21 protein-coding genes are annotated in these 24,348 nt (G+C 64.5%); 11 read left to right on the forward strand and 10 right to left on the reverse strand.

Translation table 11 applies throughout. From position 1 onward, the window contains the following. Positions 1–15: 15 nt before the first annotated feature. Positions 16–324 (forward strand): hypothetical protein, encoded by a 309-nt coding sequence (locus tag OOZ51_RS07330; protein WP_265978604.1) that lies wholly within the window; start codon positions 16–18, stop codon positions 322–324. After that, positions 302–2,530 carry a thioredoxin domain-containing protein gene (locus OOZ51_RS07335; protein WP_265978606.1) on the forward strand — a complete coding sequence of 743 codons (2,229 nt, stop codon included), beginning with the start codon at positions 302–304 and terminating at the stop codon, positions 2,528–2,530. Before OOZ51_RS07330 ends, OOZ51_RS07335 begins: the two co-directional genes overlap by 23 nt. Positions 2,531–2,598: 68 nt before the next feature. Here the strand turns inward: OOZ51_RS07335 and trhA are convergent, their stop codons facing one another. Continuing rightward, positions 2,599–3,240, reverse strand: coding sequence for a PAQR family membrane homeostasis protein TrhA (trhA, locus tag OOZ51_RS07340; protein ID WP_265978607.1), 642 nt, complete (start codon positions 3,238–3,240; stop codon positions 2,599–2,601). A 242-nt stretch (positions 3,241–3,482) separates the two neighbouring features. Here trhA and OOZ51_RS07345 point away from each other — a divergent pair, with 242 nt between their 5' ends. Next, on the forward strand, positions 3,483–4,244 hold the full coding sequence (locus tag OOZ51_RS07345) for an isoprenyl transferase (protein WP_265978714.1): 762 nt from the start codon (positions 3,483–3,485) through the stop codon (positions 4,242–4,244). Between the two features lie 339 nt (positions 4,245–4,583). Then, positions 4,584–5,891: an RNA 5'-3' helicase PhoH2 gene (gene phoH2 / locus OOZ51_RS07350; protein WP_416346358.1), complete on the forward strand. Its 1,308-nt coding sequence runs from the start codon at positions 4,584–4,586 to the stop codon at positions 5,889–5,891. A 399-nt stretch (positions 5,892–6,290) separates the two neighbouring features. Here the strand turns inward: phoH2 and OOZ51_RS07355 are convergent, their stop codons facing one another. Beyond that, entirely contained in the window at positions 6,291–7,061 is a 771-nt protein-coding gene (locus OOZ51_RS07355; RefSeq protein ID WP_265978611.1) for a hypothetical protein, read from the reverse strand. A 59-nt stretch (positions 7,062–7,120) separates the two neighbouring features. Between OOZ51_RS07355 and OOZ51_RS07360 the strand changes: the two genes are divergently transcribed. Next, complete coding sequence (locus tag OOZ51_RS07360) at positions 7,121–7,705, forward strand: prepilin peptidase (protein WP_265978613.1); 585 nt, start codon at positions 7,121–7,123, stop codon at positions 7,703–7,705. Positions 7,706–7,885: 180 nt separating this feature from the next. Further along, positions 7,886–8,359, forward strand: a complete 474-nt coding sequence (locus OOZ51_RS07365; RefSeq protein ID WP_265978614.1) for an NUDIX hydrolase — start codon at positions 7,886–7,888, stop codon at positions 8,357–8,359. A 379-nt stretch (positions 8,360–8,738) separates the two neighbouring features. Here OOZ51_RS07365 and OOZ51_RS07370 read toward each other — a convergent pair whose 3' ends face one another. From OOZ51_RS07370 to OOZ51_RS07380, 3 genes are all read right to left on the reverse strand, one after another. Next, the gene (locus OOZ51_RS07370) at positions 8,739–10,175 is read right to left on the reverse strand and encodes a class II fumarate hydratase (protein ID WP_265978615.1); all 1,437 of its coding nucleotides are present in this window, start codon (positions 10,173–10,175) and stop codon (positions 8,739–8,741) included. Between the two features lie 98 nt (positions 10,176–10,273). Continuing rightward, positions 10,274–10,888 (reverse strand): carbonic anhydrase, encoded by a 615-nt coding sequence (locus tag OOZ51_RS07375; RefSeq protein WP_265978616.1) that lies wholly within the window; start codon positions 10,886–10,888, stop codon positions 10,274–10,276. A gap of 9 nt (positions 10,889–10,897) precedes the next feature. Continuing rightward, on the reverse strand, positions 10,898–11,626 hold the full coding sequence (locus OOZ51_RS07380; protein WP_323054701.1) for a DUF4245 domain-containing protein: 729 nt from the start codon (positions 11,624–11,626) through the stop codon (positions 10,898–10,900). 204 nt (positions 11,627–11,830) lie between these two features. Here OOZ51_RS07380 and glpX point away from each other — a divergent pair, with 204 nt between their 5' ends. Next, complete coding sequence (gene glpX / locus OOZ51_RS07385; RefSeq protein WP_265978716.1) at positions 11,831–12,850, forward strand: class II fructose-bisphosphatase; 1,020 nt, start codon at positions 11,831–11,833, stop codon at positions 12,848–12,850. 87 nt (positions 12,851–12,937) lie between these two features. Here glpX and OOZ51_RS07390 read toward each other — a convergent pair whose 3' ends face one another. From OOZ51_RS07390 to OOZ51_RS07405, 4 genes are all read right to left on the reverse strand, one after another. Further along, a complete protein-coding gene (locus OOZ51_RS07390; protein WP_265978617.1) occupies positions 12,938–13,873 on the reverse strand; it encodes a lipid II:glycine glycyltransferase FemX in 936 nt (311 codons plus the stop codon). A 3-nt stretch (positions 13,874–13,876) separates the two neighbouring features. Further along, the gene (gene manA, locus OOZ51_RS07395; protein ID WP_265978619.1) at positions 13,877–15,127 is read right to left on the reverse strand and encodes a mannose-6-phosphate isomerase, class I; all 1,251 of its coding nucleotides are present in this window, start codon (positions 15,125–15,127) and stop codon (positions 13,877–13,879) included. A 70-nt stretch (positions 15,128–15,197) separates the two neighbouring features. Further along, the gene (gene purE / locus OOZ51_RS07400) at positions 15,198–15,791 is read right to left on the reverse strand and encodes a 5-(carboxyamino)imidazole ribonucleotide mutase (protein ID WP_265978620.1); all 594 of its coding nucleotides are present in this window, start codon (positions 15,789–15,791) and stop codon (positions 15,198–15,200) included. Continuing rightward, positions 15,788–16,975, reverse strand: a complete 1,188-nt coding sequence (locus OOZ51_RS07405; RefSeq protein WP_265978621.1) for a 5-(carboxyamino)imidazole ribonucleotide synthase — start codon at positions 16,973–16,975, stop codon at positions 15,788–15,790. Before OOZ51_RS07405 ends, purE begins: the two co-directional genes overlap by 4 nt. Before the next feature lie 185 nt (positions 16,976–17,160). On the opposite strand from OOZ51_RS07405, the gene OOZ51_RS07410 reads away from it, so the two are divergent. After that, a complete protein-coding gene (locus OOZ51_RS07410) occupies positions 17,161–17,739 on the forward strand; it encodes a GtrA family protein (protein WP_265978623.1) in 579 nt (192 codons plus the stop codon). On the opposite strand, the gene OOZ51_RS07415 is transcribed toward OOZ51_RS07410, so the two are convergent. Then, complete coding sequence (locus OOZ51_RS07415; RefSeq protein WP_265978624.1) at positions 17,726–18,424, reverse strand: TIGR03089 family protein; 699 nt, start codon at positions 18,422–18,424, stop codon at positions 17,726–17,728. The genes OOZ51_RS07410 and OOZ51_RS07415 overlap by 14 nt on opposite strands. A 366-nt stretch (positions 18,425–18,790) precedes the next feature. Between OOZ51_RS07415 and OOZ51_RS07420 the strand changes: the two genes are divergently transcribed. Genes OOZ51_RS07420 through OOZ51_RS07430 form a run of 3 tightly spaced genes read left to right on the forward strand, consistent with a single transcriptional unit; the run spans position 18,791 to position 24,340 of the window. Next, positions 18,791–19,336, forward strand: a complete 546-nt coding sequence (locus tag OOZ51_RS07420; RefSeq protein ID WP_265978718.1) for a WhiB family transcriptional regulator — start codon at positions 18,791–18,793, stop codon at positions 19,334–19,336. After that, a complete protein-coding gene (locus OOZ51_RS07425) occupies positions 19,336–22,674 on the forward strand; it encodes a glycosyltransferase family 2 protein (RefSeq protein ID WP_265978720.1) in 3,339 nt (1,112 codons plus the stop codon). Before OOZ51_RS07420 ends, OOZ51_RS07425 begins: the two co-directional genes overlap by 1 nt. Beyond that, positions 22,667–24,340 (forward strand): DUF5719 family protein, encoded by a 1,674-nt coding sequence (locus tag OOZ51_RS07430; RefSeq protein WP_265978625.1) that lies wholly within the window; start codon positions 22,667–22,669, stop codon positions 24,338–24,340. The genes OOZ51_RS07425 and OOZ51_RS07430 overlap by 8 nt, the downstream gene beginning before the upstream one ends. Positions 24,341–24,348: the final 8 nt, after the last annotated feature.

Raw genomic sequence — 24,348 nt, forward strand, 5'->3', positions numbered from 1 at the left:
TAGAAGGTTTGAACCGTGCACCACTTTCTCATCGCCCTGGCCACGACTCCGTCGCCTACCCCGACCCCGTCGCTGCGCCCCGGCTTGTCGGAAGACCAGGTGACCCCGGGGACCTGGGGCTTCGTCCTGACTGCCTTCATCGTGGTGCTCACGACCTTCCTGATCGTGGACATGGTCCGTCGTATCCGCCGGGTCCGCTACCGTGCCCAGGTTGAAGAAGTCCAGCTGGTCGCAGAAACCGGCGGCGCCGATGACGGCGGCGTCGCCTCGGGCAAGCCGAACGCGGAAGACTCCGACGGCGATGCCGGCTCCGGAGCCCGCTGACCCGGGCACCACCCGGGAATGGCCGGGGGCATCCAATGCCCTCGGCTCCGAACCGTCCGCTTACCTGCGCCAACACGCGCACAACCCGGTGCACTGGCGGCCGTTCGGGGACGAGGCCTTCGCCTTCGCGGCGGCCCGCGATGTTCCCGTCTTTCTTTCCATTGGCTATGCTGCGTGCCATTGGTGCCACGTCATGGCCCACGAGTCCTTCGAAGACCAAGACACGGCGGACTACTTGAACGCCCACTTCGTGGCCATCAAAGTGGATCGCGAAGAACGACCCGACGTGGATTCGATCTACATGGCAGCCACCCAGGCCATCAGCGGCGAGGGCGGTTGGCCGATGTCCGTTTTCCTGACGCCCGAGGGCCTGGCCTTCCATGCGGGCACCTATTTCCCGCCGGCGCCCCAGCCCGGGCGGCCGTCCTTCCGGCAGGTGCTTGAGGCGGTCCACGAGGCATGGCTGCAACGCCGCGACGCCGTCGAGCAGAATGCACGGGGTCTCGCGGCCGGCATGGCCGATGCCCAACTCGCCACGGCCGTGTCCCTGGACAGACCACCTGAAATCCTGGATAGAAGCCTGCTGTCGGAAGCAGTGCGCGTTCTCGCCCGTTCGGAGGACGCCGACGGCGGTGGCTTCGGCGGCGCACCCAAGTTCCCGCCGTCGGCCGTTCTTGAGTTCTTGATCCGGCACGCTGCCGTGGCGTCGGACACGTCCGACGCCGCCCGCGACATGGCTGGCCGCACGCTCGCCGCAATGGCGCGTTCCGCACTGTGCGACCAGCTCGATGGCGGCTTCGCCCGGTATTCCGTGACCGCCGATTGGTCCGTGCCGCATTTCGAGAAAATGCTCTACGACAATGCCCAACTTCTTCGCGCCTACGTCCATTGGGTCAGGCTGCGCGGTGACTGGGCCATGCCGGCAGGCGAGGCAGCGACGGTGGCTTCGCAAGTGGCGGACTGGATGCTTGATTCGCTCGGCGTGGGGGATCCGGCCGCCCCGGGAGGGCTTGCGTCCTCGCTCGACGCCGATACCGTGGTGGATGGCGTGCATCACGAAGGGGCGTCCTACCTGTGGACCCCTGAAAGCCTCGAAGCCGTGCTAGGCCCTGGGGATGCTGCGGCTGTGGCAAGGCTGATGAATGTCGGGGCATCGGGCACGGTCTCGGCGCTTGGCTCTCCGCTGCACCCAGGGCGCCAACTGACCGGGGCGGAATCGCGGTTGTGGAACCGTGTCCGGCCCGCCTTGCGTGCTGCCCGGTCTGCGCGCCCCCAGCCGGCCCGGGACGACAAGGTAGTGGCGGGATGGAACGGCCTGGCCATCGCGGCGCTTGCCGAATCCGGTGCGGTCCTGGACAGGCCGGAACTGATCGCCGCCGCGGAAAGTGTGGCCGCGTACTTGGTACGCGTTCATTGGCGTCCGGCGTCTGGTTCCGGTGGGTCTGGTTCCGGTGCGCAGGTGCTGATCAGGGTTTCCCACGATGGCGTTGCGCGAGGGATCAGTGGTCTGCTGGAAGATTACGCGTTCTGTGCCGAAGGATTCCTGGCCCTCTACGCCGTGACGGGCCATCGGCGCTGGTACCGGTTCGCGGAAGAATTGATCCGCGGAGCTTGCGTGCGCTTTGTGGTGGACGGCACATTGTCGGACTCGGTGGGGGAGTCGGCCCAGGTGTTCAACGCTCAGGGGCAGCACCCGGGGTTGGACCCATTCGACAATGCGGCGCCCAGCGGAGCAGCGGCATTTGCCGGTGTGCTGCTGAGCTACGCTGCGTACTCGGGTTCGCACGAGCACAGGGTCATGGCAGGCAACATCCTGTCCCTCCTGCCTCCGATAGCCGGCCGGGCACCGCGGGTGGCGGGCTGGCTGCTTGCGACCGCCCAAGCGGCCGTGGCCGGCCCCGTAGAGGCAGCAGTATCCGGCCCTGTTGGTCCGATCCAACGGGAACTCCACCGTGCCCTGCTGGCCTCTCCGAGCCCCGGAATGGTCGTGGCCGTGCAGAGCGGGGAAGCTGGCCAAGAGGCGGCCGACGACGGCGCGCGGCCGGAGACCCGCGTCATGCAACCTGAGGTGCCACTGCTTGAGGCCCGCACGGCCGCCGCGGACGGCTCACCGCAGGTGTACTTGTGCCGGGGGATGGTCTGTGCCCTGCCGCTAGGCTCAGCCGAGGAACTGGGGCAGCACCTTGCGGCGATGACAGAGAACTGAGACTCGCTCGGCGGAGGCCAGCCCAGGACCGCAGCTAGCCAGCACCGCAAGTAGCCCAGGGCCGCGAGCTAGCTGAGCACCGCAATCATGATTGCGGCAAAATGCGCTGCGAAGGCCAGCACGGTGAGAGCGTGGAAGAGTTCATGGAAGCCGAAGTTCCGCGGGCTGAAATTGGGTTTCTTGATTCCGTAGAAAACCGCGCCGGCGATGTAAAGGACTCCGCCCACGCAGATCAGGATCGCGGCGGGGGCATTTGCCGCGAAGAACTCCGGCAGATAGAACAACGCGCCACAGCCCAGTGCAACGTAGATGGGCACGTAAAGCCAACGCGGAGCGCCGGTCCAGAGGACACGGAACAACACTCCTAACAGTGCCCCTGACCAGATCACCCACAGCAGGAGCACTGCCTTGGGCCGCTCCAGTAGCGACCACGCCAAGGGGGTGTAGCTCCCTGCGATCACCAACATGATGTTGGTGTGGTCTAGGCGTTTGAGGACCATTCTGGTCTTCGGCTCCCAGTTGCCGCGATGGTAGACCGCGGACACGCCGAAGAGCAGTACGCCCGTGAAAGCGTAGATGGCCGATGCGATCTTCCGGTCGGCCGTAGGTGCCAACGTCACCAGGGCGATTCCTGCTGCTACGGCGAACGGCGTGGCCACAGCGTGTATCCAGCCGCGCCACCTTGGCTTGATTGCGAGCAGCTCCGACATCGTTTAAGCGTAACCCGCACCCGGATAAGTTACTGCCGAGTAACGATCATTTCAATCGAGTTTCAAGACTTCGGAGTGCCAGTGGCCCAGCTTGGGAAGGTAGCCTTGGTGGTGCACCTTCGGCCGCACGCCGGAGGTGGTGATGGTTGTTTGGGTGAGGGCGGTCGCCCGCCCGGCCAGCCGCCGTCGTTGTTTGTTTTGCTTTTCAGGTGCCGTTCAAAGGAAGTCAGGTGAGTGTCCGGATGGAGTGGCCCGGCTTCCTCTACGGCTTCTACGAGCGTAAGCTGCTCCGATCGCTTGAGCAGGACAAGATTCCCCGGCACATCGGCGTGATGGTGGACGGCAATCGCCGCTGGGCCCGGCAATTCAACGCTCCCACCAGCGAAGGCCACCAAGCAGGGGCGGACAAAATCCACGAGTTCCTGGGGTGGTGCCAGGAACTGGGAGTCAAGGTTGTCACGCTGTACATGCTGTCAACTGACAACATGAACCGCTCCGGCGAAGAACTTGAAATCTTGATGGGCATCATTGCCAACACCCTGGATCGGCTGGATGAGGACGCTGATATCTCAGTCCACGCCATGGGTGCGCCCGAGCTCCTTCCGGACTATCTCGCCGAGCGGCTCAACAAACTCACGGCCCGCACTCCGATCCGCGAGCGGCTGCACGTTAACGTGGCGGTCGGGTACGGGGGGCGGCGCGAGATCGTCGACGCCGTCCGGGAATTGCTGCATGACGCCGTCGCGCACGGCCGCGACATCAGCGAACTGGCCGATGAACTTTCAGTGGACGACATCTCACGCTTCCTCTATACGCGCGGCCAGCCTGACCCCGATCTCGTCATCCGCACATCGGGTGAGCAGCGCTTGTCCGGGTTCCTCATGTGGCAAAGCGCCTACAGCGAGTTCTACTTTTGCGAGGCACTCTGGCCCGCGTTCCGCAAGATCGATTTCCTCCGGGCCCTGCGGGACTACGCGGGCCGCCAGCGCCGCTTCGGTTCCTGACGCGGTTTGCTCTCAGTGCGCTCCCGTTTACGGGAAGTTCACATTTTGTCTACACGAATCGCCGTTTGAGCTAACCGGAAATGTAATGGCACGGGAATACGTTAATCCCATCAGTAGGCAAACCGCCTGCTGATCGGGGAGGCCAGTAGATGGAGCGAATCATCGCACCAGTTACGTGGGGGGCCGCGCCCGGCCTTCCGGCCGAGCCGCCTCACGAATAAGCCGGGTTCGCCCGGGGCTGGAGTCGATGTGGCTATTTCTGAGCAACTGCCCGTAATCGTTTCCGACGGGGAAAGTTCAGCTACCTCTCGCACCAAGCGGGCCAAAAGCGGTGGGACTGTGACGTCCAAACCCCCGACTGGCCGAAGCTATGTGATTGACACTTCCGTGTTGCTTTCCGATCCGCACGCCCTGTTGCGCTTCGCAGAGCACGAAGTCATTGTCCCGATCGTTGTCATCACCGAATTGGAAGGGAAACGCCACGATCCCGAGTTGGGCTACTTCGCCCGCAAGGCGCTCAGGCTCCTGGATGACCTGCGCATTGAGCATGGCGGGTTGAATCAACCCATCCCGATCGGAACTGACGGCGGCACACTGCGTGTCGAGATGAACCACGTCTCCACCGAAGTCCTGCCTGCAGGATTCCGCGGGGCCGACAACGACAGCCGCATTCTGGCTGTCGCCAAGAATCTCGCCAACGAGGGCCACAACGTCACGGTTGTCTCCAAAGACCTCCCAATGCGCGTCAAGGCCTCCGCCATGGGGCTCTTGGCGGACGAGTACCGCAACGAACTCGTCAAGGACTCCGGATGGACCGGCATCGCAGAGATCGAGGCCAGCGAGGACGAAATCACCACCCTCTACGGCCACGAACCGGTCTTCATCCCGGCTGCAGCCGAACTGCCGGTCAACACCGGCCTGGTGCTGCTCTCGAACCGGGGCTCGGCCTTGGGACGCGTTGGCGCAGACAAGCAGGTACGCCTGGTCAAGGGTGACCGTGATGTTTTCGGACTGCACGGTCGCTCGGCGGAGCAGCGGCTTGCCATTGATCTGCTGATGGATCCCAGCGTCGGAATCGTCTCGATCGGCGGCCGGGCGGGCACTGGAAAGTCCGCTCTGGCCCTCTGTGCCGGGCTCGAAGCAGTCCTGGAACGCCGCGAACACCGCAAAGTGATCGTTTTCCGGCCGCTGTACGCGGTGGGTGGACAGGAACTTGGCTACCTGCCGGGTTCCGAGGCAGAGAAGATGAACCCCTGGGCGCAGGCGGTCTTCGACACCCTCGGTGCACTCGTCAGCCAGGAAGTCGTTGAAGAAGTCATGGACCGGGGCATGCTCGAAGTCATGCCGCTGACCCACATCCGCGGACGCTCCCTCCATGACGCCTTCGTGATCGTGGACGAAGCCCAGTCGCTCGAAAAGAACGTGCTCCTCACCGTGATGAGCCGCATCGGACAGAACTCCAAGATCGTCCTGACCCACGACGTCGCACAGCGTGACAACCTCCGGGTCGGCCGGCACGACGGCGTTGCCGCCGTCGTCGAGACCCTCAAGGGCCACCCGCTGTTCGGCCACATCACCCTGACCCGTTCCGAGCGCTCCCCGATCGCGGCGCTCGTGACGGAACTGCTCGAAGGGGCGGAAATCTAAGGTCCCACCGTTGCGGAGGGCTGTGGCCGGGTTCGCCGGGCCACAGCCCTCCGCTGCGGTCGCTGAGCGACCTGCACTTCGCTTTGGTCGGCGATGCGCTCCTTTGCGGGACACCGTCGCCGTGCTTGAGCGTCCCACCGACGCTCGCTCACGTATGTCGTGTTTCCTGCTGACGCTCGCTCACGAACCTAGGAACTTTGCCGTGGCTTCGTGCCCCTCGACTGTGAGCTTCCAATCCGGTCGGATGAACGCTTCGGGGGTGAGCCGGACGCTCTGGATGTCGTGGACGTTGGTGCCAGGAACGCTCGCTCTTAGCAAATGAGCGAGCGTTCGCCGACGGGGGGGGTGATAGGTGAGCGAGCGTTCTCGCCTAAGCTGGCAGGGTTCGCCCGTCCGCTCTCAGGCGCGGGGGCCGATGTCCCAGCTGATGTGCTTCCGGACATCCGTGAGGTTCATCGATTCGGCGAGGAACAGATCGTCCAGCATGTACTCGTCCACCCCCAGGATCCGCATCCAATGCCCCTGACCGGTAGTATCGCCGTCGAGCGATTGGCTCGAAACGCACACGCCCGTTCCCGAGTCCACCCGCAAGAGGGTGCGTCCGGGAAAACAGAGCGGCTTGGCGGCATCGGACGCGACGTAACTGTGTCCAGGGGTCGCGATGGTTTCGAGCGCCGGTCGTCCCTCGTGATCGACTTCCCGGATGGGGCCGAGCGATACTCGGTTGGATTCGGGAAATTCCATGGGAACCGGCGCGTTCCCCGCGAGTTCCACAGGATCCAGGGCGGCGGCCAGCCTTCCGTTACCGAAGGACGGTTCACCGTACGCCGCCTCCGGGCGTCGACGGACCAAGCCGCCGGAGTCATAAACGGGGGTCACCAAATGGGCCGGCAAGAGCCAGGACTTGCGCTTGGAACCGAGGTAAAGCCCGTCGCGGGAGTCGTTAATGCCCGTAGTGCTGTGCAGCAGCGTGCCATCGATGGTTTCAAGCCGAAGCGCTCCCGGCCGACGCAACCAGGCGCGTACAGTGTCTCCTGTGTTTCCCGGCCGGTCCAGGTATTCGAACCTCAGGCTGGTCCATTTCCACGGGGAGGAACGGCAGAGGTTTCGGAAGGTGGAGGACATGTCGGCGTCCGGATTGCCTTGGATATCTGCACTGAAGCGCCCCATATCCACAGTCTAAGGGTGCGTGACCGGCGCGCGTTTCAGAAACCCGATAGCATCCGAGGGTGATCCGACGACTCGACGAATTGTGGGGGACCAGTTTCCCGGCCTTCTGGCTGCTTCTCGCAGCATGTGTGTACTTTGCGATCATGGCTGCGCGCCTAACAGTCATTGACGTCCGTCACCACCTACTGCCCAACCGGATCGTGTTCCCCTCCTACGCAATCGCGGGGCTGTTGTTGCTCGGCGCAGCGATCGCCGTCGCCTTGGGCGGCGGAGCGGCAGGAACCCTGTCCGGAGGAGGAGCGGCAGGAAACGTGCCCGATGGCGGCGCCGCCTTCCTGGGTGTGCCCGCCTTGGGAATTGTGGCCGGGGGAGTTGTGCTGTGGCTTTTCTACTTCATCCTGCGTTTGGTGTATCCGCCGGGGATGGGCTTCGGCGACGTCAAACTGGCCGGAGTTCTGGGCCTGTACCTTGGGTATCTGGGTTGGGCGCATGTCTTCGCGGGAACGTTTGCCGCGTTCCTCTTCGGCGGCCTGTGGAGCCTTGGGCTCCTGATTGCCCGGCGTGGGACGCTCAAATCAGCAATCCCCTTCGGGCCTTTCATGCTGGCCGGTGCCGCGGCGGCGATGCTTGCCCTGCCGGCCTGAGGACGGACGTCCCAGGTGACCCGAAAGGCGCCCACCCGAACAGCCCGCCCACCCGAACAGCCCGCCCGCTGTCATTCGCGCTGCGCCAATGGGATACTCGCCCTACTGGCGGATCCCATCCGGAATCGGAGGCGAAGCTCTTGCTGGTGAAAACTGTTTCAACGAAAGCGGGCTAAGGCAGTGGCGGTTCCGGAATTCATCCTCCAAATCCGCGAGAAGATCGGCAATGATCCGCTGTGGCTGCCTGGCGTGCGAGGCGTGGTTTTGGACGACGAGAACCGGGTCCTTCTGTGCCAACGGGCCGATAATGGCCGTTGGACCTTGATTACGGGGATGCTGGAACCAGGTGAGCACCCGGCGCCGGGATTGATCCGGGAGATCTTCGAGGAAACCGCCGTGGTGGCCGAGACGGAGCGGATCCTGGCAGTAGGGGTGATCGGCCCGGTCACCTATCCCAACGGGGACGTCTGCGACTTCCTGGATATTGCCTTCAAATGCCGTTACGTCTCCGGAGAGGCCCGCGTCAACGACGACGAATCAGTCGCCGTCGGCTGGTTTGCCCTGGACGAGTTGCCTGAAATCAGTGCCGGCCACCGCGAAACCATCAGGCTCGCGCTGGAACCGGGCACCGCCGTCGCGTATCAGCGCGATTGACGGGCCGCGAGGGGCGCCGCACCCCCGAAGATTGCGGCGCCCCTGTTTGGCCGGCCAGTAGACGATGGAGTCCGACATTCGGCCCGGTGGACATGCCCAGCTTTGTACCCGGGCACTGGGCATATTCCTGATATGTCCACTGGTCCGAGCCAAGGCCGGGCATGTCCTAGCCTCAGCGCCGGGTGAGCTCGCCGGCGTGGACCTTAACGTTCTCGACGGTCCCCTCGGCGGACGCTCCGAGCCGTTCTGCTTCGAGGCGTTCCGCCTCTTCGTCCCAAGTGCAAAAAGGCTCTTGGGGCGATAACGACAACGGCGGCCGGCACCTTCCGTTGGGAAGATGCCGGCCGCCGTCGGGCTGGCTAGTTGGACTAGGAGGAGGCTAGGCCTTGTGGGCCGGGCGGGTCATGGTGGTGACGTCGAGAGCCTTGTCCAGCTGCTCCTCGGTCAGTTCGCCGCGTTCGAGGTAACCGAGGGAGACCACGGCCTCGCGGATGGTGAGGCCTTCGGCAACGGCCTTCTTGGCGATCTTTGCCGCTGCTTCGTATCCGATGAACTTGTTCAGTGGGGTCACGATGGACGGGGACGCCTCGGCCAGGAAGCGGGCGCGCTCAACGTTGGCGGTGATGCCATCGATCATCTTGTCGGCCATGACGCGGCTGGTGTTGGCCAGGAGCCTGATGGATTCGAGCAGATTGGCGGCCATCACGGGGATGCCGACGTTGAGCTCGAAGGCGCCGTTGGTGCCGGACCAGGCGATGGCGGTGTCGTTGCCGATGACCTGCGCGCAGACCATGATCGAGGCTTCGCAGATGACCGGGTTGACCTTGCCGGGCATGATCGAAGAGCCCGGCTGGAGGTCCGGGATGGAGATTTCGCCAAGTCCCGTGTTGGGGCCGGATCCCATCCAGCGGAGGTCGTTGTTGATCTTCATGAAGGAGATCGCGATGTTGCGCAGCTGGCTGGAGCCTTCGATGAGGCCGTCGCGGTTGGCCTGCGCCTCGAAGTGGTCGCGCGCCTCGGTGAGCGGCAGGCCGGTGTCGGCGGCGAGGAGCTCGATGACGCGCTCCGGGAAGCCTTCCGGGGTGTTGATGCCGGTGCCGACGGCGGTGCCGCCCAGTGGAACCTCAGCAACGCGGGGGAGGGCGGCGTTGATGCGCTCGATGCCGTAACGGACCTGCGCGGCGTAGCCACCGAACTCCTGGCCCAAGGTCACCGGGGTGGCATCCATGAGGTGCGTACGGCCGGACTTGACGACGTCCTTGAACTCCACGGCCTTGCGGTCCAGGGAAGCAGCCAGGTATTCGAGGGCCGGGATCAGATCGTTGATCAGGGCCGATGTTGCGGCGACGTGGACGGACGTCGGGAAGACGTCGTTGGAGGACTGGGAGGCGTTGACGTGGTCGTTCGGGTGGACAACCTTGTCACTTCCGGCGGAGGCGAGGGCGCGCGTGGCCAGTTCCGCGATGACCTCGTTGGTGTTCATGTTGGACGACGTGCCCGAACCGGTCTGGAAGACGTCGATGGGGAAGTCGCCGTCGTACTTTCCGGCAGCAACCTCGTCGGCAGCGTTGGCAATGGCCTCGGCGAGCTCACCGTCGAGCACCCCAAGTTCGGCGTTTGCGAGAGCCGCGGCCTTTTTGACGCGGGCCAGGGCCTCGATGTGTGCGCGCTCAAGGGTCTTGCCGGAGATCGGGAAGTTCTCCACGGCGCGCTGCGTCTGGGCGCGGTACAGTGCGTTCACGGGGACGCGAACTTCGCCCATCGTGTCATGTTCAATACGGAACTCGGCCGTGTTGGATTCTTGAGTGGAAGTCATGGGGCTAGCTTATGGCGAGCGGCCGCTTGACCGAAAACCGGCGGTGCAAAGCTACGGCTGCTGGTTACCGCCCCATCGACCGCGTTGCAGGGCCGGGCCTACAGCTTGCCGATGCCGGAAACCAGCGCCGCACGGCCTTCGTCCAGTTTGTAGGAAAGCCCGACGACGGCGGCGCGGCCGTCGTCGATCGCGGCGGAAATCACACGGGAACTGTCCGCCAATCGACGGGCCGTTTGCTTGACGTGCTCCACCACCATGTCGTTGACGTCCGTCTGCTCGTTGCGCATGGCTGTGAGCACGGACGGTGTGATGCGCTCCACCAGGGAACGGATGAATCCCGCGGGCATTTCACCGGTCTCGACGGCGGTCTTGGTCGCTGTCACGGCTCCGCAGCTGTCGTGGCCAAGGATCACGATGAGGGGGACGTGAAGTTCGGAAATGCTGTATTCAAGCGAACCGAGGACGGCGTCGTCGATCACCTGACCGGCCGTGCGGACTACGAAGGCATCGCCGAGTCCGAGGTCGAAAATGATCTCAGCGGCCAGGCGGGAATCCGAGCAACCGAAAATCACGGCGAAGGGATGCTGGTCTTCAACAAGGGAGTTCCGGCGCGAGGCATCCTGGTTGGGGTGCATGGACTCGCCGGCGACAAAACGTTCATTTCCTTCGCGCAAACGGCGCCAGGCAAGTGCAGGAGTCAGATAAGTGGCCACGGCGCTACTTTACGGCTTGGAGGTGGCAGGCTGCGAAACTGTTTCGCCAGGCTTCGTGGTTGCGTCCGGGGAAGCTGCCGGAACTGCGTCGACCGCCTTCACCACCGCTGTGGCTAACGTGGAGAACTCGTCCAATCCTGCGCCGCCACTCAGGATGATCGTGGTGCCGCGGTAGTTCAGGACCATGCTGCGGTTGCCCTTGGCCGTGTCATGGAGCTCCCAGTCGTGGCCGCCTGCGTTACGCGTCCCGGTGACCGGGGCGCTGCCGGTCTGCTGGAAAATCCACGTGGGATTGGCCTTGCGGGTCTGGACAATTCCGATGAACGCTTGCTTGGGAGTGAGGTACCCGACCTCCCAGGTGGGTACGCCGTCACCGGTCCCGGATACCCAGCGGGCGTAGTTTGGACTAAATGTGTCGCCGGTATCGGGCGCGACGGGTGTGAAACCCGCCACATCTTTGGCGTTGGCGGCGGTTGCTGCGACATTGACGTTGGGCCGGTAGCCATTGCTCTTCGGCGCCGGGTTCATGAGCACGATCGGCAGGAATGCCACCACGCAGAGGAGCAACGCGATGAGCATGCCGATCACCGAGGCGTTGGCGCGTTTGGCTGCTTTCGCCGGGATGACGGGCCTGACGATCGGTTGGCTGGCCTCGTCGGTGCTGGGGCCGCCACTGCTGCCATCATTGCCATTGTTCGAGGGGAAGGCGGCAATTGCTTTGTCCTGCGTATCACTCACGCTTCAATAGTCCCTTATCCAAGCGGCTAATACACATCGGACAATCCGCGCAAGGGGTATTTCGAGAGTCGGTCATCCCATGACCCGTCTGCCCGTCCCCGACTATGATCTCTTGTAGAGGAATGATTCAGGCCGCCAAGCGTGGCCGTTCCTGGTCCCACGAATCGCATCATCGAAGAAGAGGTTCACGTGTCTCCAGCGCCAATGTCCCAGACGTATTCCACGATTTCGCCGGCCCTCGCCGTCGGAACCGATGAGCCGGACCGCAACCTGGCCCTCGAACTTGTCCGCGTCACCGAGGCCGCGGCCATTGCCGGAGGTCACTGGGTTGGTTTCGGCGACAAGAACAAGGCCGACGGCGCCGCGGTTGACGCTATGCGCTCGTTCCTCCACACCGTCCATTTCAACGGCGTCGTTGTCATTGGCGAGGGTGAGAAGGACGAAGCCCCCATGCTATTCAACGGCGAGCACGTCGGTGACGGTACCGGGCCGGAGTGCGACGTCGCCGTCGACCCCATCGATGGAACCCGGCTGACTGCCCTGGGCATCAACAACGCCCTCGCCGTGCTGGCAGTGGCCGAACGCGGCACCATGTTCGATCCCTCCGCAGTGTTCTACATGGAAAAGCTCGTCACCGGTCCCGAGGCCGCTGACATGGTGGACCTGCGCCTGCCGGTGAAGCAGAACCTGCACCTGATCGCCAAGGCCAAGGGCGTCAAGGTCAACCAGCTCAACGTCATGATCCTGGACCGCGACCGCCACCGCCCGCTGGTGGAGGAAATCCGCGAAGCCGGCGCCCGCACCAAGTTCATCATGGACGGCGACGTCGCAGGCGCCATTGCAGCGGCACGTTCCGGCACCGGCGTCGATGCCCTGATGGGCATCGGCGGCACCCCGGAAGGCATCGTTGCCGCTTGCGCCATCAAGTCCCTCGGCGGTGTCATCCAGGGCCGACTCTGGCCCACCAGCGACGACGAGAAGCAGAAGGCCATCGACGCCGGCCACGACCTCGAACGCGTGCTGTCCACGAACGACCTCGTGACCAGCGACAACTGCTATTTCGCAGCCACGGGCATCACCGACGGTGACCTCCTCAGGGGCGTGCGCTACTCCAAGGACAAGGTCCTGACCCAGTCCATCGTGATGCGCTCCAAGTCCGGCACCATCCGCTTCGTCGACGGCGAGCACCAGGCCAGCAAGTGGGAAGGCTACGCCCGCAAGTAGGACCCACAAGACCGGGGCTTGTTTCCCATTCCGGAGCTTGAAGCAACGGAACGGGAAACAAGCCCCGGTTTTTTGTGAGAAAGAGCGTCAGCGGAGCTTTTCGCGGAGCTTCCGCGCGAGTTGGTATGCACCGTATCGGAGCTTGTTGACGGGAAGGTCCCACGTGCCCGGATAGGCGATTTCGCGGCCGCCGAAGGACTTCTTGAAGGCAGTGAATCCGGCCCACTTATGCTCGGGGTCCCCTTCTGGGGCCACGCCCCATAGGTCAACGTGCTTGAGCCCCTTGTCCTTGGCATCGGCCATGAGCGTCACCAGCAACGGGATGCCCGCGCTGAGCTTGCGGTGCGTGTCATCGAGCGCCGCGTGGGCGTAGGTACGCGTGTCTGCGGAGTCGTACGCCAAAGCGGCGGCAATGGGCTCGCCTTCCAGTTCGGCGATGAACAGGGTGCCAGCGCCGGCAGGCATGAGGGAGCGGGCTACCGAGCTCAAGTAGTCGTCGCTTTGGGGTTTGAAGCCGTTCCGTGCCGCCGTCATGTGCAGGAAGTCGAGAAGTACCGAGATCTCCTCAGGATTCTGCGAAGACCGGAACGTTACGCCCTTCTTGTGGATGTTGCGATACAGGTTCCGGTTTGTTGGTTTCATGCCCGCAAGGACGTCCTTGAAATCGCCGTCGAGGTCCACAATCCAGCTCAGTTCCGGCTGCTGGTTGGACGGCGCAGGCTGCAGGCCGCGAGCCCGAAGTATTGCACCGGCGTCGACGGCTTCGAACCCGGCGGTGACCGGTTCCATTCGGACAAACACCGCCCGGTTGCGACGGGCGATGTCCACGAGTGCCCCTACAGCCTCGTCGAAGGCCTCCAGCGAATCGGCTACGGGTCCGTACGGCGTGTAGATCACCTTGCCGGCAGGGTTCTTTTCCTCCACAGCAAGGAAACGCCACCCCAGGCCGGACTCCTCGTGCACGGTACGTCCGAGGGAACGCTGGAAGGACGCCCAAGCGGGCGTCTGCAGGAAATACTCCACGGCCTAGTTCCCCAGCCCCGTTGTGACGGCGAACGCAACGCTCGTTTCCGCTGCTCCGGAAGCCGGGTGCACCATGACGGGCTCTTCGGCCGCCGGGATGAACGCACTTCCGCCACGCGCGACGGCGAGTTCGCTCTTGGGGGAGTCGAGCACGACGGAACCCGACACGACCACGACGACGGCGGGACCGACTTGAGCCAGCGGCACCGGTTCCGCTCCGGGAGCCAACTCGATGCGCTGGAGTTGGAATTCCCGGAACGGCGGCACATAGAGATCCTGGCCAAATCCGGAGGTCCGCGGCGCAATGCGGGGCACCCCGAGGGAAGCGAACTCGATGGTCTTCAGAAGTTCGGGAACATCGATGTGCTTGGGAGTGAGGCCACCGCGGAGCACATTGTCCGAAGCCGCCATGACCTCCACGCCAAGGCCCCTCAAGTAAGCGTGGACGTTTCCGCCCGGCAGGTACACGGATTCGCCCGGTGCCAGGAAGACAAGATTCAAAAGCAAGGAAATCAGGACACCCGGATCGCCCGGGAACTCACTGTTGATGCCCACCAACGTGGTGAGCTCCGCGGTGTGGATACCCATCGGTGCGCCCGACTTCAAGACGGAGACCGCCTGCTCCGTTGCCGTTGAGACGGCATCCCCACCGGTAATCAGGCGGATAAACGCAGCCTTGAGAGCGGCGGACTCATCAGGGCCAGACAGGTCTGCGATGACCCCTGTAATGACCTCCGGGACGTCGACGGCGGCCAGGTCCAGGAGAGTCGCGAGGTGCTGGAAAACGCGCTGCGAATCGGCGGCTGGACGGAAACCGCAGAGCGCCTCAAACGGGGTCAGCGCGAAGATCATTTCCGGCTTGTGGTTGTCGTCCCGGTAGTTGCGCTCGGGTGCATCGGCAGCTAAGCCCGCGGCATTTTCCTTCGCGAACCCGTCCCGGGCCTGCTGCAAGCGGGGGTGGACCTGCAAGGACAGGGGCTTGTCCGCTGCAAGAAGCTTGGTGAGGAACGGCAGCCGGGGACCGAATTCGGCCAGGCTGGATTCGCCCAGGAAATGGGTGGGATCTGCGTTGATCAGGGCGTCCAAGGCAACGGAGGATCCATCGGGGCGCGTGGCCATTGACGGCGAGTCGGGGTGCGCTCCGATCCACAACTCCGCCTCGGGTCCGCCCGAGGCGGGCCTTCCCAGCAGGGTGGAGATCGCCGTCGTCGATCCCCATGCATACGGTCGCAGAACGTTCTCAAGCAGGTACACGGCAGGGGATCCTTGTCATTACGAGGCGGTACGTTCGGATAAGTTCGGGCGCTTGCATCGCAACGCTCTCTTAGCGGCTGCTCCGAGCGGAGACGTTGGCAGTGGAGAACACTTCGGCCACCTTGTCGCGGAGCCTGGCCCCTTTCTCCGTGGCAGTGTTGTTGAGCTCCTGGGCAAACTCGAGCAGATCGCCACGAAGCCTGACGGCCAGTTCATCGGTTCCGGAAGCAAGCACGCGCACGGCCAGGAGGCCGGCGTTGCGGGCGCCGCCGATCGACACGGTCGCCACGGGTACGCCTGAGGGCATCTGAACGATGGACAGCAGGGAATCCATGCCATCCAGGGTCTTCAGCGGGACCGGGACGCCGATCACGGGCAGCGGGGTGACGGATGCGAGCATTCCCGGCAAATGGGCAGCTCCGCCTGCTCCGGCGATGATGACGCGGATGCCGCGCTCATGGGCACTCTGCCCGTAGCGGATCATTTCCGTGGGCATGCGGTGGGCGGAGACCACGTCGGCTTCGAAGGGGATGCCGAATTCGGCCAGGGCGTCCGCCGCAGCTTCCATGACCGGCCAGTCGGAGTCGGAGCCCATGACCAGTCCTACGATCGGGGCGGCCTTCTCCGCACCCGTGTTTTCGGCACCCGTCTTTTCTGCACTCATGCGGTCTCCTCGGTGGTGGTTTCTGCCGGCATGCGGCCGTCACGGATGATGTCGGCAACAACGGTGGCGCGGTGCCGGATGGAATCGACGTCTGCTGTGGAGTTGCCGACGAGGTTCACGTGGCCGATCTTGCGGCCGGCCCGCACGGACTTGCCGTAGCAGTGGACCTTCGCGGCGGGCTCGTAAGCGAGGGCCTTGGGGTAGGCGCTGAAGAGATCCTGGTTGGCGCCGCCCAGGAAGTTCTTCATGACCACCACCGCGCCCAAGGCGTCGGTGGCGCCGAGGGGGAGGTTGAGGACTGCGCGCAAGTGCTGCTCAAACTGGCTGGTGACGGAGCCGTCCTGCGTCCAGTGGCCCGTGTTGTGCGGACGCATGGCGAGCTCGTTGACCAGGAAACCGACCCCGACGCCGGGAGTCTCGAAGAGTTCTGCCGCCATGACGCCAGTGACGCCGAGTTCATTGGCGATCCGCAGCGCTGCCTCTTCGGCGGCGGCGGCGACTTCCACGGGAATATCCTGGGCAGGCGCAATGACTTCGTCGCAGACTCCGTCCACCTGGACAGTGTGGACAACCGGCCAGGCGCGCGATTCGCCGTCGGGAGTTCTTGCGACGAGCGCGGACAGCTCGCGGCTGAACTCAACCTTCGCCTCGGCCAGCAGCGGGCTCATGGCCCCGAACCAGTCCGTGGTGGTCCGGGCGTCGTCGGCGGAGTGAACGATTCGCACGCCCTTGCCGTCATAGCCGCCGCGCGGAGTCTTCAAGACGATCGGCCAGCCGATCTGCTCACCGAAAGACACAAGGTCTTCGACGCCGTGGACGGCTGCCCACTCCGGGTTGGGCAGCCCGAGGCGGTCGATCGCTGCACGCATCACCAGTTTGTCCTGCGCGTGCACGAGGGCATCCGGGCCGGGTTGGACATTGACGCCGGCCTCGATAAGGGCACGAAGGTGCTCGGTGGGGACGTGCTCATGGTCGAACGTCATGACGTCCAATCCCTTGGAGAACTCGAGCAAGGCCGCGAGGTCCTTGTAGTCGCCGACTGGAGCCGTCGCCACGGCCTGGACGGCAGAAACGTCCTCACCTTCAGCAAGGACACGGAGTTCAAAGCCAAGAGCGGTAGCGGCCGGAGCCATCATTCGTGCGAGCTGGCCGCCGCCCACCACGCCAATTACAGGAAAAGTCACAAGGTTCAGCCTACCGAACCAGCAGCCCGTTCCTGGATTCTGCTGCCATCGTTGCCCTGCACAGCTGCCGAAAGGGTTCCCGTGCGGGGCCGTTGGCGCGGAACAATTGGGCAAGCTTCACGGAATCGGCGCTAAAATGGAGACTTCGGCCCATCGGCCCCCTAGAACAACGGCCATGGAGGGTCATGATCAACACACTTGCAGATCGCATCCGCGGACTTGCCTCGCTCTTTTGGCGCGAAGTAGCCAAGTTCGGCGCTGTTGGCGGTGTTGCGTTCGTCATAGATAACGGCCTGACCTACTATCTCATGCACGGTCCGATGTCGGACAGCGAGGCCAAGGCCCGTTTCGTCGGAGCCACTGTGGCCACGGTGTTCTCATGGATTGCCAACCGCTTCTGGACGTTCCGCCACCGCCGCCAGGACAACGTGGTGCGCGAGTTCGTGATGTTCATCATCATCAACGGCATTGGCATCGGTATTTCCACCGGCCTCACGGCCATCGCCAAATACGGGATGAATATCCAGGATAAGAACATCCTCTTCGGTGCCGGCGTGGTCGGCATCCTGGTGGCCACAGTTGTGCGCTTCTTCGCCTACCGCTTCCTCGTGTTCAACAAGGAACTCGACGAAGAGCCGGCCTTCTCGCATGACCACGAGCTCATCGAAGCCCATCACAAGGCCAAGGCCAAGGCCATCCACGCCGCTAATGCCGAGGCTAGCGCCGGCTCCGGTGAGGGCGAAGAAGCGGTCAAGCGCCGCTAACGCGCTCGTTGTCCAGCAGGTGCTGGGTGACTTCAACGTCGGGGTGAACCAGCACCACTGAGCCGTCTTCTTTCCATGCGCCCAACGCATCCGCCAGTGCTGATTCCAAGCCGTCGGCCGCACGGACCAGCAGCCGAACGCCGGTCTCGTGTTCCTTGGCAAAGCCGTCCAGCAATTCATTGTGCGCGTGTCCGGCTTCAGGGCGGCGCAGGGCGGGCAGCGCGGGGTCCGGTTCGGCGTGGGCCATGAACACGTCGCCGTGGGAGCGGACCTCTGCTGCGTAGTCCACGACGCCGACCGGCAGTTCCCCGGGCCAACGCATCGCGAGTGCCGCCAGCGGCACGGCGACGACCGCATCAAAGTCCGCGCCAGCACCGGCGTCGGGGGTGTCCGTCACGAGAAGATCGGCGCTGCCGCCGTCGAGCACCAATTCCATGCCCAATTGCCAGCCGGCCAGCGCCCACACCAGGGACTTCCAATGGGCCGGCAGGTCCAGGCGCAGGCTCATGCCCGGCTCGGCGTCGAACTCGTCCTGAAGCAGGTTGCTGGTCTTGGCGACCCAATTGTCCAGAACCCGGCCTGAAAGCTCCACCCGTTCGGCATCCGGTCCGTACCAGGTCAGGCGGGGTGACGTGGCGTGCCCGGAACGCAGGGCTGCCATCAGGTTCATCGCGGGAGTGCTCATGGCTACATCTTGCCACGGGGCGCCCGCGCGGCCACGGGGCGTATGTGAGTTGCGCCACATGGGGCCGAGCGGGGTGGTTCGCGCGACGATCCGGCGGGCCGCATGATTTCCCTGAAATTCAACGAAAATACATATTAACTGATTCAGGGCTTCCGTTTTTCCCGGGGGCGCGCGGGCGGCGCGGAAAAATCCCGGGCGTGGCGTGGCACCAGTTAGTGCGGAAAGTTGATTATTATCGCGGCGCGGCTTGACGGCTTGGTAGTTACACGCGTGTAATTAGATATCGAACGCCGCTGCGGGAGTATCGGGTACATAACCGGGTACCGAATGAGCACGGCAGTATCTGCAACATCAGGAAGGGACGCCATGGGGCAAGCGTTGCGTATCCAGGAAGATGCAGTCGTCGCGGAATATGCGTCGGTTAAGTACCGATCGCGGGAAGTTCCGGGGGATTGGTATGTTGACCCGGCAGATCCGCAGGCGGCGGACCGTTATATCGAGACCACTCGCGAGTCGTTGGAAGATCAGGCAACAGCCCTTCTGGCCGCACACGAGGCCCTCGTAGGGGACATGCCGGTAGATCCGGAGGACGATCTTGACGATCCTCCCATGGAGCTGCGCCGTCCATTCGACAACCCGGCCCAGCCAGTGTGGATCGGGCTCCCTGGCCAAGGGGACTTCGACGACGAAGGCGAACTCGGTTGGCAAACGGACGCCTTGTGCGCCCAGACGGACCCCGAGGCCTTCTTCCCCGAAAAAGGGGGGTCCACGCGGGATGCCAAGAAGGTTTGCGGTGCGTGCAATGTACGTTCGCAGTGCCTTGAATACGCACTCGCCAATGATGAACGTTTTGGTATCTGGGGCGGGCTTTCCGAGCGTGAACGCCGCAGGCTGAGGAAGCGAGCGGTCTGATTCTCAAGGCAGTACACGTTACCGCCGTCGTCGTCTCGCATGACGGCGGTAACTATCTCCCCAGAACCCTGGCGGCTCTGCTGGACCAGACGCGTCCGGCAGATGCCGCCATTGGCATTGATACGGGCTCCCGCGACAAGTCCGCAGCGTTGCTGCGGCGGGCGCTCGGCGAGGGCAACGTCACCAGCACAGGCGAATCCAAAATAGGCTTCGGCGCAGCCGTCATGGCCGGACTGGCCCGTTCGGCTCCTTCGAAGGAACGGGGAACCACGGAATGGATCTGGCTGCTGCACGACGACGCCGCTCCCGCCCCGGAGGCGCTCGCCGAGCTGCTTCAGGCAGTCGAGCGTGCTCCCTCAGTGACGGTGGCTGGTTGCAAGCAGCTGGCCTGGGACGCGGAACGCAAGCTCATCGACGCCGGCCTGTCCACGAGCCGCTGGGCCGAAAGGCTCACGCTGATCGAGGCCGACGAGCTCGACCAAGGTCAGTACGACGGCCGTACCGACACGTTCGCGGTGAATTCCGCGGGCATGCTGATCCGGCGTGACGCGTGGGAGCAGTTGGGCGGCTTTGACCCGGCGCTACCGGGCGTAGGAGACGACGTCGATTTCTGCTGGCGCAACTGGCTTGCGGGCAACAGGGTTGTGGTGGTCCCGGCGGCGCGCATGTTCCACGTCGAGAACCGGCCCCACAGCCTGTCGACACCTGCCGCAGCCCGCAAGAGCCAGGTCCATTTGAGGCTCACGCATGCCTCGCCATGGAAGGTCCCGCTGCACGTCATCGGCGCCTTGCTCGGCGGCCTGTTGCGGCTGGTCTTGAGCATTCTGGTCAAGGAGCCAGCCCACGGAATATCCCAACTCGGCGCCACCCTTGCGGCTCTGGGCCGTCCCAGGGCGATTTGGCGTGCCAGGAGGAACGCCGCCCGGACGCGGCGGGTGCGGCGCTCCGTAATCAAGGGCCTGCAGACTCCGCGGCGCGAGGTTTGGGCCCACCGCCGCTCCCTTGTAGAAGCGATTGGTGCAGACGATTTCCAGGAGACGCAGGATTCCCTGGCTCCGGAACCGAGCGGCGATGCTGGCGACGATTTCGCAGCCCTCGCTACGAATGAGCGAGGGTGGATCGGCGCAGGTGCAGTAGCGGCCGGATTCGTTGCCCTGGCCGCCTCCTTCGTAGGCCTGCTGGGACTCCTGGGCGCGGGCGGGGTGATCGGCGGCGGACTGCTGCCGGTGGCCACCGCGGCTGACATCTGGCGCTCAGCGTCCAGCTGGTGGATCAACTTGGGCGCAGGACTGCCCGGGCACGGAGATCCCTTCGCCTACGTACTGTGGCTCGTGTCGATGCTCGGGGCGGGCGACTCCAATGCAGCCATCGTGTGGCTGTTGTTGCTGGCCATGCCTTTGTCCGGACTAGGTGCCTGGTTTGCCGCCGGCGCGTTGACCACGCTGCGCCGTTACCGCTTCATTGCTGCGCTGGTCTGGGCCGGTGCTCCGGTTCTCCAGGTCGCTGTGAACCAAGGAAGGCTTGGGGCCCTCCTGGCCCATGTGGTGATGCCTTTGTTGGTTCTGGCACTCTTGCGGGCCACGGGATCAGCACTGGGTCGGGGCGCTAAGTCCAAGCAGCATCAGCACCAGCCGTCCGGTGCTGCCTCAGCCAAACCTTTGCCGGGGAAACCGGGCATCAACGGCACGCCGTCATGGACCGCTGCTGCCGCGGCCGGACTGGCGCTGGCGGTAGTGACGGCCTCTGCGCCGTCCCTGCTGCCCCCCATCGCCGTCCTCGTTGTCTTTTGCGCTATCGCCCTGGGGCGGCGCGGGCGGACGGTCTGGTGGTCATTGCTTCCGAGCGCGGCGCTCTTTGCACCGTATGTGCTCTCGGTCCTGGAGCGGCCCCGCGCGATGCTGGCCGATCCAGGCCTCCCGCTCGGGTTCGAAGCCGCGCCGTTGTGGCAGCAATTGCTGGGCCAACCCCTGAAATTCGATATCAACGGCGGATTGGCCGGGTTGGCATTGTTTGGCCCGTCGGGTGTGCCGTGGGCGCTGTTGCTTGCTGTCCTGGTTGGCGCGCCGGTCCTCCTGCTGTCTGTTGCGGCCCTCTTTGTGCCCGGACGGCGCTCACGTGTCACACGTTTCCTTTGGGCGGGGGCCCTCCTGCTCCTGGCCTGGGCCTGGCTCGCGGAACATGTGGCAACAGCCGCCAACGGCAACATGCTCGTAGCATCCTTCACGGGGCCGGCAGTTTCCGCCGCCGGGTTCGCTGTCCTGGGAGCCGCGCTGATTGGAGCGGAAAACCTCCTCCAACTCAAGGCCAAGGCGGAGGATGACATGCCGGTCAGGCGCGCCGCAGTGCGAGTCCTCTCTGCTGTGACAACCCTTCTCCTGGTTGCCGGACCCCTGGCCAGCATGGGGGTGTGGGCAACACAGAACGTCATGACCAACACGGATACGGTGCCGTCGGCCAGTGGTGCCCTCGGAACCCCGCGCCTGATTCAACCGGCAGGGCAGAACACCCTTCCGGCTACCGCCGTCGACCACGGCCAAGGGCCCGAACAGACCCGCACGCTGGTCATCACGGCCGGTGACAACGGTGGGTACACGTCATCCCTGATGCGTGGGGCCGGCACTACGCTGGACTCGCTCTCCACTGTGGCCGCCGCCAGTTCCATCGTGGGCTCGCCGGGCCAGGAACGTCTTGCGGCCGACGACGACGCGACTGCGTCCATCCGGAATGCGGTAGCCACTATTGTCGCGGGAACCGGCGTCGACCCGCGGCCAAGCCTTGAGCAACTCGGTGCCGGATTCGTTGTTCTGAAGTCAGCCGACACCGCTGCCCAGCTGACCGCCAACCGGATAGACTCCGTTCCTGGCCTAGTAGCTGTGGGGAAGACCGATTCCGGGTGGCTGTGGCGTGTCACGCCGCTGAACCGGGCTGCCGCGGCGGACGCCGAAACGGCGCACCGGGTCCGGGTGGTGGACGCCAAGGGCGCGGTTGTTGCGCTCCTTCCCTCCGTCGGAACATCTGCTGCGGGTGACATCCCGGCTGGCGGGGATGGCCGCCTGGTAGTGCTCTCTGAGCGGGCAGATGCCGGCTGGAGCGCCTGGCTGGATGGCCGTCGGCTGAGCCCGACCACCTCTGGATGGGCCCAAGCGTTCACCTTGCCGGCTGCAGGCGGCAAAATCGAGATCCGTTACACCACTGTTTGGGAACCGTGGCTCGGCATTCTGCAGGCCGTAGTGATTGGTTTGACTATCCTGCTGGCCATTCCCATGCCTGCCCGCAGGCCGAAAACCGGCCTCCTGAAGGAACAAAAAACTCTCCGTAAGGAATACAGCAGTGTCTGACAACCAAGACCGTACGTCAGCAACGCCCACCCGACGGGGAAGTTCGGCGTCGGGCATCGGAGAGACAAGGGAGCGCGGCCAGCGCAAAGCCGCGAACAAGAACAAGGGCGTTGTATTGGGCGTGCTCTCCGCGGCGATACTTCTTGCGGCAGGGGCGGGCATGGTCTCTGCGGCATCCATAGTCCCGGCACCGTCAGGGAGCAAGACCTTGGACATGTCCCTTGCCGATGTCCCTGCGGGCAAGGCGACCGCCGTGTGTCCGGCGCCTCCTCGCCTCCCCGAAGGAACCGCCGCGGGCACCGACACACAATTCAGCCCCATTTCGCGTTCAGCCAAGAGTTTCCTGGATGCGGTAGTGCTCAGCGACGCCGCCGGCTCTGTTCCCGGAAGCAGCCTGGCCGCCTTGGGCGGGTCCGTGGTCGCCGAAATCGCCAAGCCTCCGGCCGCCGTGCAGACCCCTGCGCCCGGACCTCCCGTCCTTAACGCAGGCGTCGTCGCCCAACGGCCGGCGGGTGAAGTAACCGTGTTGGGTGCGGATCCCATCAGTGGCCAAAAGGCCGCCGTGGCGGGCCTGATGAGCTACACGGCCAGCGACGGCGATCTCCGCGGCCTTGCGGCCGCACCCTGCCAGCAACCGCGCAACGATGCCTGGCTCCTGGGCGCCGGCACCGCACTGGGACAAACAGCAATTCTGGACATCAGCAACGCTTCGGGCACACCGGCCACCGTCAACCTTGACCTGTACGGTGCCCGTGGCCAGATCCAGGCCCCGGACAGCCGGGGCTTGCTGGTTTCGCCTGGAACTACGCGATCCATCAACTTGGCCGGGCTGGCCCCGAACGAGGGCCAGCTCTCGGTGCACCTGCGCAGCAGCGGCGGGCCGGTTGCGGCAAGCATCCAGCAAAGCGTTCTCCGCGGCCTGACGGCCGGGGGTGTCGAGCTGATTACCCCGGGCGCTGCTGCCGCCGACTCCCAGGTCATGACGGGGGTGGACATCCAGGACCCGGCCGCCGTGAAGTCGCTTGGCGACAAGGCAGGGTTTTCCGACGCCGTTCCGGCATTGCAGATTACCGTCCCCGGTCCCGCCAATGCGGTGCTCGATGTTCGGTTGTTCGGGCCGAACGGGCAACGCACGCTGCCCGGCGGGGGAGCGGTGACTGCCAAAGCGGGTTCGGTCACCCAAGTGCCGCTCACGGGCGTCCCCGCCGGTATGTACACAGTCAGCGCTACCTCGGACGTTCCCTTCGCCGCGTCCACCCGCGTAACACGAGGACTCAAGGCTGAGGATCCCGTGGACTTCGCTTGGTCTCCGGCCGCGGTCCGTTTGGGCAGCCAGCATGTCATGGCGGTGCCTCAGGGAGGCACACGCTTCCTCAGCTTCGGCGTGCCGGCAGGCCGCGCCACGGTCAGCTACACGCCGGTCACGTCGGACGGCAAGGTGCACAAGACGGAAACTGTGGAAATCGCCGGGGGAACCACCTCAGTCATCGGGGTTCCGGAGAAATCCGACGGTGCCGCGATTTCCGGCTATATCGTGTCGGCGGCAGGAGACGCGGCCTACGGCGCGCTCGTGCTCGGCCAGGGCGATCAATCCGGAGTTTCGGTCTTGACCATTCAAGATGGCGCGGCGGGCCACGAAAAAGTACAGGTCACTCTGGGTTACTGAGCGGCGGT

The sequence above is a fragment of the Arthrobacter rhizophilus genome (assembly GCF_026241105.1).
Taxonomy (GTDB): domain Bacteria; phylum Actinomycetota; class Actinomycetes; order Actinomycetales; family Micrococcaceae; genus Arthrobacter.